The sequence below is a fragment of the Streptomyces sp. NPDC059092 genome, assembly GCF_042756365.1.
Taxonomy (GTDB): domain Bacteria; phylum Actinomycetota; class Actinomycetes; order Streptomycetales; family Streptomycetaceae; genus Streptomyces.
In genome coordinates this window covers 73,754-88,840 of record NZ_JBHZEJ010000018.1, presented here as the reverse complement: position 1 = coordinate 88,840, position 15,087 = coordinate 73,754, and the positions used below count along the sequence as shown (strand labels likewise).

The following is a 15,087-nucleotide window of genomic DNA, read 5'->3' as shown; positions in this document are numbered from 1 at the left end:
ATCGCACAGGCCCGTCCGTGTTTTTGCACACGGGACAACGGCGCGGTCACTGACCGGCGTCGTCGTTCCATTCCCTGGCGTGGTCGTAGGCACCCTTCTTGCCGAACTCCTCGAAGTTCATCGACGTGTTGGCCGCCGCATGGCCACCGTCGTCCTGAAGTGCGACGGGCTGCCGGGCGGGGGCCGCTGCCTGCGATGGTGCGGATGCCTGTACCGGGCCGGTCAGGGAGATGGAGCCTGCCGCGGCGAGAGCGGCCACGGTCAGGGCGCGGGCGAAGGTTTTCACAGTCGGACTCCTGGTGGGGTGTGGACGGACAGACCAGAAGTCAACTGGACCGGCCCGCCGGCACGGGCCATTGCTGCCGACGAGGGCGCGTCGCCCGGATCGGTCGCCAGGACGTCACGTCAGTTTCCTTCCTGGGTACGGAAATCGGTGACCCACCGGGACGTGGCCCTGATCCCGCCGAAAGTGTAGAAGTGCAGCTTGAGCACACCGTGGCGGTACGGGTCGTAGCTGTCGGCCAGGGCGCGGACGAAGCGGTCCGGGCCCGCGGTGCCCATCAGGTTGGTGATCGAGAATCCGTATTTCTTCGCGATGGACGCGCTCGTGCCGACGCCGAAACGCGTGGCGTACGTCATCAGCCGTTTGATTCCGGCCGGGCCGGGGACCCCGACGCGTATCGGTACGGCGATGCCCCGGGCGCGTACGGCTTCGACCCAGGTCAGGACCGGCGCGACGTCGAAGCCGAACTGGGTGATGATGTCGCCGGACAGCCCGTGTCGCGCCAGGGCCGCCGTCTTGTCCTCGATCGCCGACCAGAGCAGCGGGCCCGCGATGGCGGGGTGCCCTTCGGGGTAGCCGCTGATGCCGACGTGCCGCACGCCGTACTCCTGGAGGAGCCCGGACCGGATGAGCGCGAGGGAGTCGTCGTAGGGGCCGTGCGGTGTGGTGGGGTCGCCGCCGACGACGAAGACGTGGTCGGCGGCGCCGGCGGAGCGGAGCGCGGTGAGGAGTTCCTCCAGTTCGGAGCGGGAACGCAGGCGGCGCGCCGACAGGTGCGGGACGGGGGTGTATCCGTGCCGCCGGACGGCGCGGGCCGCGGCCGGCCGTGTGCCGGGCGCCTCGTTGCCGAGGAAGGTGACGTTGATCCGGGTGCCGGCCGGAATGAGGTCGCGGGCCTCTTCGAGCTGGGGGACGTCCTTGCCCGTCATCTCCAGGGAGAAGTCCTCCAGAAGCCGGACGACGGCCGAGGCAGAGGACGCGGAGGGGGAATCCATGGTGCTCCTTGTTCGCGCGGTCCCCCTGGGCACGGAGCGCCGCCGGGGACGAGGCATGGGCGCGCCGTCCCCGCGCGCGGCCGTCGGGCCGGCGCCGCGGGAACCGCTGTCGGGCGGGATGCCGGCACGGGGCGCTCAGGCGTCGCGCCGGTACCGCGTCCGTGCGTGGTCGTCGTAGGGCGCGGGGTGGACGGTGGCGCGGATACGGGGGAAGCCGAGGTGGGCGTCCGGGTCGGTGCCCGGCCCCGGATGGTCGCCCCACACCACCGACACCTCGGTCCCCGGCGCGGCGTACGCGTGGTCGACCAGGGCCAGGGAGAGGACCGTACCGGCCCGGTCGAGGGAGTCCGACTGGAAGGTCACGCCCGCCAGTGCGGTACCGGCCTCCACCCGGTTGCGGGCGTAGGTGTGCACGAACCCCGGCTCCTGACCGAGGGTTTGACGGAGATCCCCGGCGTCCAGGACGAGGGTGACCTTCGTACGCCGGACGCTGTCCCTGGCCGCGCGGAGGGCGTCCCGGCCGATGAAGTCGTGGTCGAAGGAGATCGCCTTGGCGTAGCCCAGTTCGTAGGGCGAGCAGTAGAAGTCCTCGATGTTCTCGGAGAAGAAGCTTCCGTGCAGCGGCTTCTGCCCCTCGACCCCGTACAGGGGCAGGGAATCGCGGTAGTCGGCCAGGTCCGGGGCCGCGTAGACGGCCGGGGTCGGTGTCGCGATCCAGCCGCTCTCCACACTGGCGGTGGGGTAGGCGAGCGCGCCGACGTGGACGAGGCCGAACCGGGCGCCGACGGTCATCAGCGTGTCCTTCACCGCCTTCGCGTGCCGCCACGGGCCGACGAACTCGAAGCCGGGCCGGCCCGCCATGCCGTGACGCAGCGCGCGGAAGCGCGTCGAGCCCAGTGACACGGGGGAGGAGTGGAAGAACTTCGTCGGCGGCACCGGACCGCCGAAGACCTCCTCCGTGAAGGCACCCGCCAACGGCCCCTGCACCTGGTAGCGGAAGAGCATCGGGTCCCTCCCGCCCCGGAACGCCGAGGAGGGGTCGGTGACGAACGTGACGTCGTACCCGCCCTGCCGGGCGTGGTAAGTGACCCAGTTCTGCGCGGCGGGGACGCCGCTGAGCGTGTACGTGTGCTCCGCGTCGCGCATCAGGATGCCGTCCGTGACGATGTTGCCGTCCGGCGCCACGGGCACGAACTGCTTGGCCTGGCCGACCGCGAACCTCTCGTAGTCGTTCGCGCTCACCGCCGCCAGCAGACGGGTGGCGTCGGGCCCCTCGACGCGCGTGTCGGACATGTGGTGGGACAGGTCCGAGAGCGCCACACCGGTGTGCCACGCGGCCTGTTCCTGCCGCCAGCCCGCGTACTCGGGCTCGATGACCTCGGGAACCCAGGGAGCGGGGTCGCGCTTCCACAGCAGCTTCACGGGCGAGCCCGCCCGGTCGATGCCGTCCTGGAGACTGGGTGCTGTCACGGGTGAGTCCCTTTCGGTTTCGCCTGCCCGCGCGGCGCGGCACAGGTGTGTTTTCCGGTCGGCCCGCCTGCCCGCCGATACGGCGGCCGGCGCGGGCCCTTCGACGTCGTCATGCGGCGGAGAGCAACAGGCCCGCCTGGAACACCCTTTTGCGCCCGTGGACCTCACCGAACACTCCGGCGGTCAGGATGAACGCGGCCATGGGAAGGACGAACGCGCTCTGCACCCAGGCCAGTTCGGATGTCGAAGCGCCCAGTGCCGCCTGGATGGCCGGCAGGCTCACGGCGACGGTGGTCACCGGCAAGTAGGCGACGAATACGCCCAGGCAGGCCATGACGAGCGTGGCCGCCCGCCGGTCGTTCGGCCCGCTCGCCGACGGTGTGACGTTCACGCGAGTACTCCCTTGCGGCGCGACGGCGCCGCGATTGATGTTCGGTCGGGTTCTCGATCGGGGTCCGGTACGACCCGCCCACGGGCCGCGGCGGCCGTGGACGGCACCGTCCCGCCGCTGAAGGCCGGCGGTACGTCCCGCCCTGTCCGCCGTACGCCCCTTCGGACGCGTATGGCGGGACGCCCCTTCGGACGTCTCCCCGGACGAACCCGCGGTCCAGCATCGGTGATCCCGCGCAGGATCAACACATCGACGGCTCACATTGAGGAGAAACCCCTACCGCGGTGCCGCCACATGGCAGACTTCACCCGTGATCGACAGTGTGGACACGCATATCCTCCGCGCCCTGCAGTGCGCGCCCCGCGCCCCGTTCCGGCTCATCGGCGATGTGAGCGGCGTGTCGGAACAGACCGCGGCCCGCCGCTATCACGCCCTGCGCCGCAGCGGTGTGATGCGTGTGGTGGGCCTGGTCGATCCCGCCGTGCGCGGAGCGGCGCAGTGGGTCGCCCGTATCCGCTGCCGTCCCGACCGGGTCGGCCCGCTCGCCGACACCCTCGCCCGGCGCCCCGACATCACCTACGCCAGCATCGCCTCCGGCGGCTCGGAGATCATCTGCATCGTCCGGGCACCGCTCGACACCCGGCGCGAGGACATGCTGCTGCGACAACTGCCCAAGTCCGCCTCCGTACTCGACGTGAGCATCGATCTGCTCATCCACCCCTTCGGCAGCGCGGACACAGCGGGCTGGACCGGCTACGGCGGACACCTCACCACCGCACAGAGACACCTGCTGACCGGCGGCGGTCCGTCGCCCGCCCCGGCCGGCCCTCTCCTGACCCCCACCGCCGAGGACGCGCCGCTCCTCGACGCCCTCGCCGAGGACGGCCGCACCACGCACACGCGGCTCGCCGAACTCACCGGCTGGTCCACGGGCCGCATCGCCCGTCGGCTGGAGTCCCTGGAGGCGTCCGGGGCCCTCTCGTACGACATCGACCTGCTGCCCGAACGCCTCGGTCATCACCTCACCGCCACCCTGTGGCTGCGCGTCGCCCCCGCCCACCTGGAGCGTGCGGGGGACGAGATCGCCCGGCACGACGAGGTCGCGTTCACCGGAGCCATCAGCGGCGACCACAACGTGATGGCCATCGTCGTCTGCCGCGACGCCGAGGACCTCTACCGCTACTTGACCACCCGCCTCGCCGCCACTCCCGGCGTGGACGCCTACGGGGTCAGCATCCGCACCCACCGCCTCAAGCAGGCCGCCTCCCTCATCTCCCACGGCCGTCTCGTCCCTTCCGGGAACGGGCCCGCGTAGCCGCGACTCGCTCCACCGCCCCGGTGTCGCGGAGGCGACGGCGTGGCTCCGTCCTCGCCGTGCGGATCCTCAGGCGTCCCGCGGGTACCAGCGCAGTTCCACGGTGTTGCCGTCCGGGTCCCGCACGTAGACGGAGACCGCGGTGCCCCGGGCGCCGAAGCGCTCACCGGGTCCGTCCAGCACCGTGAAGACGCCGGAGTCGATGACCTGCTGCCAGTCGAGCGGCTCCACCACCAGGCAGATGTGGTCGACGTTGGCGCTCTCCGACCGCCCGCCGGGCGCCTCGACGAGGTCGATGACGGTGGTGGGGCTCACCCGTACGGACGGGAAGGGGGCCTGGCCGGCCCGCCACCGCTCCACCCGCACCGGTTCCAGCCCCAGCGGGCCGGTGTAGAAGGCGAGCGAGCGCTCGATGTCGGCGACGTTCAGGACGAGGTGGTCGAAGGCGATCACGCGCACGGGGGTCTCCGAGGAGTCGGGGCGCCGGGGCGCCGGTGGTGGTACGACGGGGACGGCGGCCCCGGGCCCTGCCCGTCCGGGGCGGTGGCAGGCCGTCGCCGACCGCCGCTCACTGCCGTGGTCCGTCGCCGGCCGCCGTGGTCCGCCGTCGGCTTCAGCATCGTCGAAGGCGCGTCCATCGGTCCAACGGCAGCGCCGCCCGCGCACAGTCGGACGAGGCGTTCGCGGCGGCCGGTCTGCGCCGCGAGGTCGCCTTCGAGGTGTCCCGCGTCGAACTCGTGGCCCGGATGGTCCGCCACGACTGGGCGTCGCCCTGCTGCCCGCGACGTGCTCCGCCGGACTGCCCGGCCTGCGGAGCGTGCCGGTCTCCAACGGCCGGTACGGGTGGAGCGCCTTGTCCGGAGCCGGTTCACCCCGTCCCCCGCGGCCTCCGCCTTCCTCGCGCTGCTGGGCATCGGCACGCCGCCCTGGAACGTGGACCCCGTCCCCCGCGGAGCCGGCGAACCGTCCGCCACGTCGCGGAGCCCGCGTCCGCTCATCTCCCCATCGAGCGGGCCATCGCGGTCAGGGCATCGCCGCGCGGCATGGCGAGCAATGTGCCGAAGAGGTCGCGGTAATGCGCGCTGGGGATGTACGTGGGGCCGTCGCGCAGGTGCTCCAGCGCCGCGTGGGCGACATCGTACGGTGACATCAGGTCCTGAAGGGTGGTGGGATCGATGCCCTGGAGGCGCGGTGCCTCGGTGTCGGTCGCGCCGGGGCAGAGGGTCAGCACGTCCACACCAGCCGGGGCGAGTTCGGCCCACAGCGCCTCACCGAGGGCGTTCACGTAGGCCTTGGTGGCTGAGTAGCCGGCCGAGTACGGGCACCCCATCAGTCCTTCGACCGAGCTGGTGAAGAGGATGCCACCGCGACCGCGTCGCCTCAGCCGAGGAGCGAGGCCGTGCGCGAGCTGGGTCGGCGCCTGGCAGTTGACCATGAGCATCGAGGAGAGGGCTTCGGCGTCGCCCTCCCCGAACGTCCCCTTCACTCCGAAGCCGGCGTTGCTCACCAGCAGGCCGACATCCAGGGACGCCACCGCGTCCAGGATCTCCCCCGTCGCGGAGGGGTCCGCCAGATCGGCCGGCAGCACCGAGGCCGAGACGCCATGGGTGTCCCGCAGTTCCTCGGCGAGCACGCGCAGCCGGTCGTGGCGGCGGGCGACGAGCACGACGTCGAGTCCGCGGCCGGCCAGTTGAGTGGCGAACGAACGGCCTATCCCCGAGGACGCCCCGGTGACGACCGCCACCGGCCCGTACCGCTCCGCGAAATCACCCATGCCGCGTACTCCGTTTCCTCGCCTCACGGCCGATCGGCCGTGACCCGTGATGGAGAGGCCACCACCTCGACGTCGGCACAGTGAATCCCGGCCTCCGGATCTAAGTCAAGCGAGTGATTTACGAACGGTCGGCGGGGTGCCCGGATACGTCGCGAGCCGGAAGATCCGGCCCCCGGACCGGTACCGGGGCACGGCCGGAGGCCGGATCAGGGCGCGGCGCCCTCGGTGCTCTCCCGCAGGACGAGACGGTGCGCCACGACACGGTCCTGGGGGGACAGCGGGGCGGGCGCCGACGCGTCCGCCCGGTCCTGCGGCAGGTTCGCCTCGGCGATGCGGTGGCGCAGCAGTTGTACGGCGGCCTTCGCCACCGCTCCCTTGTCGGGGGCCACGGTGCTCAGCGTCGGTACGCTGTACCGCCCGCCCTCCACGTCGTCGAAGCCCATCACGGCGATGTCCTCGGGTACCCGTACGCCGTGTTCGTGCAGTGCGCGCAACGCCCCCAGGGCGAGCTGGTCGTTGAGGCACAGCAGCGCGTCGGGGCGGGTGCCGCCGCCGAGGGCCCGGGTCACCGCGGCGGCCCCGTCGGGCATCCGGAACGCCTCCACGGGCAGCAGCGCCGCCGCGTCGTAGGCGATGCCCGCGGCCGACAGGGCCGCCCGGTAGCCCCGGGTGCGCGCCTCGGCGGTTCCCAGTCCAGGCTCGTCCCGGCCGCCGATGACCAGGATGGCGCGGTGCCCGCGGGCGATCAGGTGCTCGGTGGCTTCGCGCGCGGCCTGTTCGTTGTCGATCGCCACATGGTCCGCCCCCTCCTCCAGCAGCTCGCCCAGCAGGACCGTCGGCGGCGCCCCGGCGTTGTCGCGCAGGTCGTCCGAGGTGAGGGCGAGCGGACTGAGGATGATGCCGTCGACGAAGTCGGAGCCGAACCCCGACAGCGCCGCCAGTTCGTGCCGGCGGTCCCCGCCGGACTGGTGGACCAGCACGGTCAGCGAGCACTCCTCGGCCGCGCGGATGACGTGCCGGGCGAGTTCGGCGAAGTACGGGACGTCCAGTTCCGGTACGACCAGGGCGATGACACCGCTGCGCCCGGTGCGCAGATGGCGGCCCGCCAGGTTCACCCGGTAGCCGAGGTGGTCGATGGCCTCACGGACCACGCGCCGGGTCCGGTCGGACACGTGGACGTAGTCGTTGATCACGTTCGAGACGGTCTTCTCCGACACGCCCGCGTGTCGTGCGACGTCCTTGATCCTGGGTCGTGCCACCGCCATCTCCCCCTGCCGCTCGCGCACGGCCGAGTCTATGCCGTGGCGGGACGTGATCGTCCCGGCGGCATCCGCTGCTGCCTGGCCTTCCTGTCGTGCGCAAGCCCGTACAGCAAGCAGTGTCGCACCTCTTTACAGTCGTTGTACATCGATGTAAAAACATGGCATCGCGCCGGTCGCCGGAGCGGTGCCCACCCGTTGCAGCGGTGGGCCGCCACCGGTTGCCCTTGCCGGTGGCCGCCGTCAACCGGCATGGTCGACCGGCCGTCGAAAGGTCCGTGATGAGTTCTTCTCCACCTGCCCCCGGGCCGCGGCCCGCGTTCACGCCTCCGCCGACGGCGGGCGTGAGCCGCCGCGGGGTGCTGCGCTACGGCATGGCCGGGGCCGGCGCCGCGCTGCTCGCCTCCGGCACGCTGGCCGGCTGTGCCGCGCCGGCCGCGTCCTCCGATGCCTCGGCCCTCAAGGTCTGGGACCTCTTCCAGGGCGGTGACGGCATCCTGATGAACGACATGATCAAGGCCGTCTCCACCGCACGCGACGGCTTCGCCGTCGACCGCACCATCCTGGACTGGGGCCCGTCCTACTACACCAAGCTCGCCATGTCGGCCGCCGGAGGCCGGGCGTCCGACGTGGCCGTCCTCCACCTCTCCCGGCTGGCCGGATACGCCCCCGGTGGCCTGCTGGACGCCTTCGACCTCGATCTGCTCGCCGAATTCGGCTGCGGCGAGGCCGACTTCACCCCGGCCGTCTGGAAGCGGACGCAGTACGAGGGGACGGTGTACGCGATCCCGCTGGACGTCCACCCCTTCATCGTCTTCTACGACCGGGACGCCGCGGACAAGGCGGGCCTCCTCGACCCCTCGGGCGAACTCGCCCCGATGGGCTCCCCCGAGGCCCTGCTGGACGCGGGGAAGGCCCTCGCGAAGGCCACCGGCGGCTCGGGCATCCTCTTCGGCCATGTCACCGACACCGCGCAGTGCTGGCGGCAGTTCGCCGCCTTCTACGCCCAGACGGGCGCGGAGTTCAACCTGCCCGAGGGCGGCCCGGCCGAGATCGACGTGGACGCCGCCGTCCGGGTCGTGACGTTCATGCAGCGGCTCTTCGACGGCAGGACCAATCCCAACAACCTCGACTACTACGGTGCGATGGCCGCGTTCCTGGACGGCCGCGGCGGTATGGTCATGCTCGGCGAGTGGGAGCTGCCGGCCCTGCGCAAGTCGGACATCCGCCTGGGGGCCGCACCCTTCCCGCAGGTCTTCGAACACCCCGCGGTCTACACCGACTCCCACAGCTTCGTCCTGCCGCATCAGGCCGACCCCGACCCCGCGCGGCGGCGCGAGGCACACCGGTACGTCGCGCAGATGCTCAAGCAGAGCCTCACCTGGGCGAGCGCCGGGCACATCCCCGCGTACCAGCCCGTACTGGCCCGTCCCGAGTACGCGAAGCTGCGCCCCCAGTCGTCCTACGCGGAGGCGGGCAAGGTGGCGGTGCTCGACCCGCCGAACTGGTTCGCGGGGGCGGCCTCGAACTTCCAGAACCGCATGTGCCAGCCGCTCCAGGCGGCGCTGCTCGGTAACACCTCGGCCGAGAAGGCGGTGCGGCAGATGGTCCGCGAGGCGGACGCGCTGCTTCAGCAGCCCAACCCGGTGGCCTGACCGGAGCACAAGGAGCTACTGACGTGACAACCACCGTACCCACCGGTACCGACGTGCCCACCGGCACGCCACCGCCCACCACCCCCGGCCGCCGGCTCCCCTTCCGGAGCAAGAACACCGCCGGCCGGAGCGACGGCCTGCTCTTCGTCCTGCCCTTCCTGGTGCTCTTCGCGGTCTTCCTGGTCTGGCCCGTCGGCCACGGCGTCTGGATGAGCTTCACCGACAGCTCGCTCGCGCTGCGTGACACCGCCTTCGTCGGGTTCGCCAACTACGCCGAGGCGTTCGGCGACCCGGACGTCTGGAGCAGCCTGGGCAACACGCTCGTCTTCACCCTCATCTCGTGCGTTCCCCTGGTGCTCGTCGCACTCGCGATGGCGCTGCTGGTACACAGCGGCCTGGCCGGCCAGTGGGCGTGGCGCCTGGCGTTCTTCGCGCCCTACCTGCTGCCCGTCACCGTGGTGACCCTCATCTGGGCGTGGCTGTACCAGCCGGACATCGGCTTCGGGAACCAACTGCTCGGCACGCTCGGCATGGAGCCCGTCGGCTGGCTCTCCGACGAGTCGGTCGCCATGTGGTCCATCGCCGCCCTCACCGTCTGGTGGACGGTCGGCTTCAACTTCCTGCTCTACCTGGCAGCGCTCCAGGCCCTGCCGGAGACCCTCGACGAGGCCGCCGCGCTCGACGGCGCGGGCGCCTGGCGGCGGCTGTGGTCCGTCACCCTGCCGCAACTGCGCAGGACCACGGCGCTGGTGGCCATGCTCCAGGTCCTGGCCTCGCTCAAGGTCTTCGACCAGATCTACATCCTCACCAAGGGCGGCCCGAACGGCACCACCCGTCCCATCCTGGAGTACGTCTACGACGTCGGGTTCACCGGCTACCGGCTGGGCTACGCCTCGGCCATCTCCTACATCTTCTTCGCGCTGGTGATCGTCATCTCCGTCGCGCAGCTCCGCTTCTTCCGCCAGGAGGACTGACCGTGTCCGCTACCGCAACTCCTGTGCGCCCGCGGCGCCGCACCCCCCGCGAGGCCGGCGGCTCGCCGATGCTCCTCGGCCCGGGGCGGCTGCCGCGCGTACTGGCCGGAACCGCGCTGGCCGTCCTGGCGACCGTCTGGCTGCTGCCGCTGGTCTGGGCGGTCGCCACCTCGCTCCAGAGCGAGCAGGACGTGTCGAAGCCGGGCCTGTCCCCGCTCAAGGGCGCCTTCACGCTGGAGTCGTACCAGCAGATCCTGGACCGCGGGAACGTACTGACCTGGGCCTTCAACAGTTTTCTGGTGGCCGGCCTGGTCACGCTGATCACCGTGGTGGTCTCCACGCTCGCCGCCTACGGCTTCGCACGCGGTACGTTCCGGGGCCGCCGGGTCCTCCTGGCCGTCACCGTCGCCGCGATCATGGTGCCGCCGCAGTTGCTCGTCGTCCCGCTCTTCGAGCAGATGCTCCTGTTCAACCTGGTGGACACGTACGCGGCGGTCATCCTGCCCCAAGTGGTCGCTCCGATGATGGTGTTCATCCTCAAGCGGTTCTTCGAGGGCCTGCCCCGGGACCTGGAGGACGCGGCCCGGATCGACGGCGCGTCCGAAGGCAGGGTCTTCCTGTCGATCGTCCTGCCGCTGTCCCGGCCCATCGTGGCCGCCGTCTCGATCTTCGTGTTCATCGGTGCCTGGAACAACTTCATGTGGCCGTTCATCGTCACCAACGACCCCGGCCTCATGACCCTTCCGGTGGGCCTGGCCACCGTCAAGGACTCCTTCGGTATCCTGTACGCGCAGTCCATGGCGTCCGCGCTGCTCGCCTCGCTGCCGCTGATCGTCATGTTCCTGCTCTTCCAGCGCCGCATCATCAAGTCGGTGGCCACCACGGGTCTCGGCGGCACCTGACCCGGCCGCTCACCCGTGCTCCCGGCCTCCGGGCCGGGACCGCGGGCCTTTCGCCGCCCTCGCGTTCCTCGTCCCACGATCGGCCCGCGGGTCAGTCCGCCGATCCGTCCGCCGATCCGTCCGCCGATCCGTCCGCAGATGGGTCCGCAGATGGGTCCGCGACGTATTTACATCGATGTACATTGTGGGTTCGGTGACCGCACCGCGCCCGCCCACACACCGACTGGAGCATGTGTGCCCACTCCCTCCGTACCGCGCCCGGAGTACCCGCGGCCGCAGTTCGTCCGCGACGACTGGCTCAACCTCAACGGCACCTGGCAGTTCGAGACCGACCGAGGGGACAGCGGCCTGGAGCGAGGCCTGCTGGACCGCGCCCTGACCGGCGAGATCCTTGTCCCCTTCCCGCCCGAGTCGGAGCTGTCCGGCATCGGCGACACCGATTTCCTGGAGGCCGTGTGGTACCGGCGGGTGCTCACCCTGCCGTCCGCATGGGCCGGACGCCGGGTGCTGCTGCACTTCGGCGCCGTCGACCACGACACCACCGTGTGGGCCAACGGCACCGAAGTGGCCCGCCACCGGGGCGGGTTCACCCCGTTCACCGCCGACCTCGGTGACCTCGCGGGCTCCGGCGAGGTCACTCTCACCGTCCGCGCCCGCGACGCGCGGTCCGGCCCGCAGGCCCGGGGCAAGCAGGCCGTGCAGTACGCCAACCACGACTGCAACTACACCCGGGTCACCGGCATCTGGCAGACCGTGTGGCTGGAGCCCGTACCCGACGTCCACCTGAGGCGTCCGCGCATCACGCCCGATCTGGCGGGATCGGCGTTCCACCTGGAACTGCCGCTCTCCGGCAACCGTCCCGGCCACCGGGTGCGCGCCGTCCTCACCGACTCCGACGGCGAGGTCTGCCGCGCGGAGGCGCGCGCCGACCTCGACCTGGCACCGCGCCTGTACCTCCCGGTACCCGAGGAGCGGCTCCGCGTGTGGGGCCCGGAGGATCCGCACCTGTACGACCTGCGGATCGAACTCCTCGACCCGGCGGACGAGGTGATCGACAGCGCGGAGAGCTACGCGGGCCTGCGGGCGGTGGGGATCCGGGGCAAGGCCGTCACGCTCAACGGGCGGCCCGTCTTCCAGCGGCTCGTGCTCGACCAGGGCTGGTACCCGGACGGCCTGATGACCGCACCGACCGACGCGGCGCTGGTCCAGGACATCGAGATCGCGATGGAGGCCGGCTTCAACGGGGCACGGCTGCACCAGAAGGTGTTCGAGGAGCGCTTCCTCTACCACGCGGACCGCCTCGGCTACCTGGTCTGGGGGGAGTTCGGCGACTGGGGCTGCGAGACCGGCGGTTCGTCGGGCGACAACCAGCAGCCGGACGCCTCCTACACCGCCCAGTGGCTGGAGGCGCTGGAACGCGACTACTCGCACCCCTCGATCATCGGGTGGTGCCCGCTCAACGAGACGTACCAGAAGCTGCACGACCGCATCACCCAACTCGACGCCGTGACCCGGGCGATGTTCCTGGCCACCAAGGCCATGGACACGACCAGGCCGGTCCTCGACACGTCCGGATACGCGCACCGGGTCATCGAGACCGACATCTACGACTCGCACAGCTACGAGCAGGACCCGGCCGCCTTCCAGCGCCAGATGTCCGGCCTGGCCAAGGACGAGCCGTACGTCAACACCCACGAGAAGGGCGCCACGTGGTCCGTGCCGTACGCGGGCCAGCCCTACTTCGTCAGCGAGTTCGGCGGCATCTGGTGGGACCCCGCCGCTGCCGCCGCGTACTCCGGCGAGAACCGGACGGAGTCCTGGGGCTACGGTGAACGGGTGCGCGACGAGGAGGAGTTCCACGCGCGGTTCGAGGGGCTCACGGGCGTCCTGCTGGACGACCCCGCCATGTTCGGCTACTGCTACACCCAACTGACCGACGTGTTCCAGGAACGCAACGGCGTCTACCGTTTCGACCGCGGCACCAAGCTGGACATCGAGCGGATCCGCGCCGCGCAGATCCGTCCGGCGGCCATCGAGGAGCAGGACCCCGCGTAGGGGGCACCTCGCGGCACACCGACGCCCCGCCGCGCACCGGAGCCTCCCCGCACACCAACGCCTCCCCGGCCGATGCCGGGGAGGCGTTGTGCCGTTGTCACCGCGCGCTCGGGCGCGGGTCCGTCAGACCCGCTGGAGGTGCCAGAGCTGGGGCTGGAGGCCGTTGCACGTCCACTGCCGCACATCGGCGCCCGGGGCGCGCGAGCCCTCGGCCACGTCCAGACACTGCCCGCTGGACCGGGCGACGAGCCGGTAGGAGCCGCGGCCGGCGTTCTCCAGCCGCCAGTCCTGCGCCGCCGCGCCGTTGCAGTACCACTGACGCACATCGGCGCCCGGTGTCTGCGAGCCGTCCTTCACGTCCAGGCAGTACCCGCTGTTGCGGCCGGTGAGGGTGAACTGGTCGCCGCCACGGGCACGCAGGGTCCACTGCTGCGGGCCGAGGCCGTTGCACGTCCACTGCTGTACGTTGCCGCCCGGCAGCCGGGAGTCCCCGGCCACGTCCAGGCAGTGCCCGCTGTTGGCGTTCACGAGCCGGTACAGGGCGCCGTCCGCCACGCCGGCCGCGTCACCGCTGCCGGTGATCCCGCCGGTGGCGTAGTAGGGCTTGCAGACGGTGCCGTCCCAGTCGGTGGCGATCTCAAGGACCTGCCGCCCGTCGGCCGAGGGGAGCAGCGGCGAGCTGTAGTTCTGGCAGTAGTTCGCGGTCGGGTTCGCCACCCGCACCGGTGCCTCGATCTCGTACCAGGGACCGGTGCCGTTCTCCGTGTTGGCGAGGATCGTGCGTCCGCTGTCCGCCGCAGGGGTGCCGTCGCGGTTGAGCAGTTGCTGCCCGATCAGCAGCAGCCGCCCGTTCGGTCCGCCGTCCGGCGCGGGCGCCCAGGCGACGGTCGGCGCGGCCCGGAAGTACTTGCCGTCGACCGTCTCGGGGCGGAACCCGAGCGAGGCCGGATCCCCCCAGTTCCAGCCGTCCGCCGAGGTCCGGTAGTGCACCACGCACTGGTACTGGCCGCCGGGGTTGCAGATCTCGTAACTCATGAAGTACGTGCCGTTCGGCAGCCTGCGCACCATCGGCATCCCGGGACGGTCGGGCTGCCAGGTGCTCGCCACCGTGTCGCGGCGGTCCTGCCAGTTGACCCCGTCGTAGCTGCGGGAGGCGGTCAGCTTCTGGCTGTGTCCGGCGTCGGTCTCGTCGGCGTAGTGGCAGACGAGCGCTCCGTCGGCCGCCACGGAGAACTCCGGCTCCCACAGCCCGCCCGTCCCGCTCGCGGTGGCGCAGGACGACAGGTAGGACCAGGTGCGGCCCACGTCGTTGCTGCGCCAGACGCGCAGGGACATGCGGCGGTTGGACTCGTCCTGCCCGGCGGACGCCGACCACAGGAGGGTGCCGGCGGGCAACGCGCCGACCTGCCGTGGGAGTTCGAACAGGGTGCCGCAGCACTGGCCCTGGCCCGCGGACGATTCAGGATCGGCGATCCTGCCCACCTCACGGAAGACCGAGCCGTTGTCGGTGCTCTCGTGGATGGCGCCGATGCCGTTGTTGCCGTCGAAGGTGGTGACACTCGCGAGGACGCGTCCGTTCGCGGCGCCGTTGTGCGCCAGCCGGATGGCCCGGGGGTACAGCCCGGTTCCGTTGCGCAGCGTCGAACCCGTGGCGGCGGGGACGGCGTCCGGCGCCGCGGTGGCCGCCGCACCCGTACCCGGACCCGCGGTACCCGCGGCGAGGGCGGGGGAGACGGGTACGAGCAGGGCGAGGCTCAGGGCCCCGGCGAGCCCCAGCAGTACGGCCCGGGCTCTTCGCAGGGGGAGCCGGCCCTCGGTACGGGGGTGCGCCGGGGGAGCGGAGGTGGGGGACAGGCCGAGCGAGAGGGGGTCGCCGGGCCTCTGGGGGCGGGGATGGCGGAGACGGAACACGGAGCTCCTTCCTGGGGGGTGCACTGGTTGCGAGCGTCAGATTAGAGCCGCGTGTACATCGATGTACACAGACGTGCGCCAACCTTCTTACATCGATGTACAA

12 protein-coding genes and 1 pseudogene are annotated in these 15,087 nt (G+C 71.5%); 5 read left to right on the top strand and 8 right to left on the bottom strand.

Annotated features, from left to right (window positions below; genetic code table 11):
- Positions 1 to 46 precede the first annotated feature (46 nt).
- The 4 genes and pseudogenes from ACFXPL_RS13805 to ACFXPL_RS13790 form a co-directional block, all read right to left on the bottom strand.
- Positions 47 to 286, bottom strand: a complete 240-nt coding sequence (locus tag ACFXPL_RS13805) for a hypothetical protein (RefSeq protein ID WP_384917543.1) — start codon at positions 284 to 286, stop codon at positions 47 to 49.
- A 119-nt stretch (positions 287 to 405) separates the two neighbouring features.
- Positions 406 to 1,278 carry a methylenetetrahydrofolate reductase gene (locus ACFXPL_RS13800; protein WP_384917540.1) on the bottom strand — a complete coding sequence of 291 codons (873 nt, stop codon included), beginning with the start codon at positions 1,276 to 1,278 and terminating at the stop codon, positions 406 to 408.
- Between the two features lie 135 nt (positions 1,279 to 1,413).
- Positions 1,414 to 2,748, bottom strand: coding sequence for an aminomethyl transferase family protein (locus ACFXPL_RS13795; RefSeq protein WP_384917537.1), 1,335 nt, complete (start codon positions 2,746 to 2,748; stop codon positions 1,414 to 1,416).
- A gap of 112 nt (positions 2,749 to 2,860) precedes the next feature.
- Positions 2,861 to 3,082, bottom strand: a pseudogene (locus ACFXPL_RS13790) (MFS transporter); the annotation flags it as partial.
- Between the two features lie 367 nt (positions 3,083 to 3,449).
- On the opposite strand from ACFXPL_RS13790, the gene ACFXPL_RS13785 reads away from it, so the two are divergent.
- Positions 3,450 to 4,454, top strand: coding sequence for an Lrp/AsnC family transcriptional regulator (locus ACFXPL_RS13785; RefSeq protein ID WP_384917534.1), 1,005 nt, complete (start codon positions 3,450 to 3,452; stop codon positions 4,452 to 4,454).
- Between the two features lie 69 nt (positions 4,455 to 4,523).
- Here ACFXPL_RS13785 and ACFXPL_RS13780 read toward each other — a convergent pair whose 3' ends face one another.
- The 3 genes from ACFXPL_RS13780 to ACFXPL_RS13770 all read right to left on the bottom strand — a co-directional run bounded on the left by ACFXPL_RS13780 (position 4,524) and on the right by ACFXPL_RS13770 (position 7,487).
- Positions 4,524 to 4,913, bottom strand: a complete 390-nt coding sequence (locus ACFXPL_RS13780; protein ID WP_384917531.1) for a VOC family protein — start codon at positions 4,911 to 4,913, stop codon at positions 4,524 to 4,526.
- 535 nt (positions 4,914 to 5,448) lie between these two features.
- A complete protein-coding gene (locus tag ACFXPL_RS13775) occupies positions 5,449 to 6,228 on the bottom strand; it encodes an SDR family NAD(P)-dependent oxidoreductase (protein ID WP_384917528.1) in 780 nt (259 codons plus the stop codon).
- Between the two features lie 206 nt (positions 6,229 to 6,434).
- Entirely contained in the window at positions 6,435 to 7,487 is a 1,053-nt protein-coding gene (locus tag ACFXPL_RS13770; protein ID WP_384917525.1) for a LacI family DNA-binding transcriptional regulator, read from the bottom strand.
- 281 nt (positions 7,488 to 7,768) lie between these two features.
- Between ACFXPL_RS13770 and ACFXPL_RS13765 the strand changes: the two genes are divergently transcribed.
- From ACFXPL_RS13765 to ACFXPL_RS13750, 4 genes are all read left to right on the top strand, one after another.
- Positions 7,769 to 9,142, top strand: coding sequence for an extracellular solute-binding protein (locus ACFXPL_RS13765; protein WP_384917522.1), 1,374 nt, complete (start codon positions 7,769 to 7,771; stop codon positions 9,140 to 9,142).
- A 23-nt stretch (positions 9,143 to 9,165) separates the two neighbouring features.
- Positions 9,166 to 10,116, top strand: a complete 951-nt coding sequence (locus tag ACFXPL_RS13760) for a carbohydrate ABC transporter permease (RefSeq protein WP_384917520.1) — start codon at positions 9,166 to 9,168, stop codon at positions 10,114 to 10,116.
- Between the two features lie 2 nt (positions 10,117 to 10,118).
- Positions 10,119 to 11,018 (top strand): carbohydrate ABC transporter permease, encoded by a 900-nt coding sequence (locus ACFXPL_RS13755; protein ID WP_384917517.1) that lies wholly within the window; start codon positions 10,119 to 10,121, stop codon positions 11,016 to 11,018.
- A gap of 234 nt (positions 11,019 to 11,252) precedes the next feature.
- Positions 11,253 to 13,073 (top strand): glycoside hydrolase family 2 protein, encoded by a 1,821-nt coding sequence (locus ACFXPL_RS13750; RefSeq protein WP_384917514.1) that lies wholly within the window; start codon positions 11,253 to 11,255, stop codon positions 13,071 to 13,073.
- A 123-nt stretch (positions 13,074 to 13,196) separates the two neighbouring features.
- Here ACFXPL_RS13750 and ACFXPL_RS13745 read toward each other — a convergent pair whose 3' ends face one another.
- Positions 13,197 to 14,984, bottom strand: coding sequence for an RICIN domain-containing protein (locus ACFXPL_RS13745; protein WP_384917511.1), 1,788 nt, complete (start codon positions 14,982 to 14,984; stop codon positions 13,197 to 13,199).
- Positions 14,985 to 15,087 lie beyond the last annotated feature (103 nt).

Bases quoted from the DNA above. Each gene is read 5' to 3' on its own strand.
- ACFXPL_RS13800 (WP_384917540.1), bottom strand. From the start codon at position 1,278: ATGGATTCCCCCTCCGCGTCCTCTGCCTCGGCCGTCGTCCGGCTTCTG.
- ACFXPL_RS13775 (WP_384917528.1), bottom strand. From the start codon at position 6,228: ATGGGTGATTTCGCGGAGCGGTACGGGCCGGTGGCGGTCGTCACCGGG.
- ACFXPL_RS13765 (WP_384917522.1), top strand. From the start codon at position 7,769: ATGAGTTCTTCTCCACCTGCCCCCGGGCCGCGGCCCGCGTTCACGCCT.